The sequence below is a fragment of the Candidatus Jordarchaeum sp. genome, from assembly GCF_052745115.1.
The window spans coordinates 1-1,914 of record NZ_JBRAKS010000518.1 but is presented as its reverse complement, the minus strand read 5'-3'; the positions used below and the strand labels follow the sequence as shown (position 1 = coordinate 1,914).

The following is a 1,914-nucleotide window of genomic DNA, read 5'->3' as shown; positions in this document are numbered from 1 at the left end:
CGGGTCTCTTATGTTTGGATGTCCCCAAGTAATGTTTCTAACAGGGATTCCTAGGTCGTCTTGTAATAGGTGGCAAATTTGTACAGGTAAGGTCCAGTTCTGGTTTAAAACATCTAGATAAATTCTACATTTACCTGCTTCATCCCTATTTGATAATCTTGCCGATCCGGCCACATCTGCGAAGCCTCTAACGAACTCTTTTTTGATTTGAGGCTCTGCTTCAATAATTGCCTTGGGTACTTCAAATTCAGCAAAAGACATTTTGTTATTTAGAATGAGTTTTATGTTTCTCCAGAAAAGTGTGTTTCTTAAGGATTCAATAATTAACTTGATAGAGTGTCTCTCTTCGACTTGCCTGACTCTTTAATCGGTCAACTCCTCGACTCTACCTAGAGCTTCAATCAAACTCACCTTGATACTATCTTTCTGAGTAAATCTTTTTTTGACACCAACTGCCATCAATCCTTTAAAGGGAAATTCAATGATTATCTCCTTTGCCCGTAATTCTCTAAAAACCCCCCTTGCAGATATAAGTCCAAGTAAGTACGCAACATCCTCATCAAAGTAATCCTCAATCATTTTGAATGCCTCTACTTTACGAAAATAAGTATATATTCATGTATTTTATTTACCCTGAAAACATAGGGATAACCCAAAGGTCTAAGATTACTGTACTCCAGTCTCCTGTCCCATATTATTATATCATCAAGTTCAAATCCAATTTCCTGCATTATCTTTATAATGTCTATATGTAATGGGTAAAATTTATCCTTTTTACGGATATCCATTATTACTATAACACACCATTTTATTGCTTTCAATACCATATAAATTTGTTCAAAAATTTCTTTTAAAGCGCAGAGAAACTGATTGTAATCTGATATATTTCCCAAATCTTGTTCCGACTCAGAATAAGGTCTAATCTCTTTATAGTCTGCTGTTCGCTTCTGTCGATGAATATCCCAGTATGGAGGAGACGTAACAACCAAATCAACTGAATTTGTTGTAACATAATTTCGAATATTTCTCGCATCTTCCAAGTATATTTCCGGATTAGCAAATGCCGTTTTTTCGCCCTCAGAACTGAAATCCTTTAATTGGGTATCAACATATCTCAAACGTTTTTTTGTTAGGTTAAAAAACTCTTCAGACAACTCAAAACCTATGCCCTTTCTATTCAGATTACGTGCAGCAAGAACTGTGGTGCCGCTACCCATAAAAGGATCCAGAACAACTTCGCCTTCCTTAGTGTATATTTTAATCAATCTTTTGACTAACTCCTCGGGAAACATTGCAGGATGTTTTAATTTCATTTCTTCAGGAGATTTTGTTACATCCCAAATGCTTATAGAATACTTTGTCCATTCTTTGCCATTAAGCTCATTAAGTCTTTCTTGCATTATTATTCTCTCTTCAATATTTTTACTGTATTTTATATTAATTTCAAATTTAAAAAGGCAACTATTTAGAAAACATATTAGAATCGATGTCATGTACCTATTTGAGTCTTTTTTCTAGTTCTTTGAAACGTTCTTTATATTCATAAAATTCTAGAAGTTCTTCTACTTTTATGATTTTTAGTTTCTTGCTGATTTCGTGAAAGGATCCCGCTACTATTCTTTTTGCTTTTACTTCGTCTTCCTCTGTTAGGATTAGGAAGAGATCGGAGTTCCAAATATCGTATGCATGTTTTAGTCTGGTTAGTGCTTCATAAAGGTTGCCTCTGATTTGTATTTCGAAAACATGCGTGGGATATCCTACATCTATTCTTTTCCAAATTACATCGTATTCGAATCCTTCATGTCGATATTCTTTTTCAGGGTGTTTACAAAACCTTGGCGAGAAAGCCCCCGACTTCTAGTCGTGGGGATGAATCGCAAAAAAGCTTATTTGAAAGTAGGGTATATAAATAGT

At 34.7% G+C, this 1,914-nt stretch carries 3 protein-coding genes and 1 pseudogene; 1 reads left to right on the top strand and 3 read right to left on the bottom strand.

The window, feature by feature from the left end; all coding sequences use genetic code 11:
• The 3 genes and pseudogenes from ACUVXA_RS20390 to ACUVXA_RS20380 form a co-directional block, all read right to left on the bottom strand.
• A pseudogene (locus ACUVXA_RS20390) lies at positions 1-261 on the bottom strand (hypothetical protein); the annotation flags it as partial.
• A gap of 102 nt (positions 262-363) precedes the next feature.
• Positions 364-579 carry a hypothetical protein gene (locus ACUVXA_RS20385; RefSeq protein WP_445873130.1) on the bottom strand — a complete coding sequence of 72 codons (216 nt, stop codon included), beginning with the start codon at positions 577-579 and terminating at the stop codon, positions 364-366.
• 11 nt (positions 580-590) lie between these two features.
• The gene (locus tag ACUVXA_RS20380) at positions 591-1,400 is read right to left on the bottom strand and encodes a DNA methyltransferase (RefSeq protein WP_445873129.1); all 810 of its coding nucleotides are present in this window, start codon (positions 1,398-1,400) and stop codon (positions 591-593) included.
• A 328-nt stretch (positions 1,401-1,728) separates the two neighbouring features.
• Here ACUVXA_RS20380 and ACUVXA_RS20375 point away from each other — a divergent pair.
• Positions 1,729-1,914, top strand: a 186-nt coding sequence (locus ACUVXA_RS20375; protein ID WP_445873128.1) for a hypothetical protein, incomplete at its 3' end; no start/stop codon positions are given.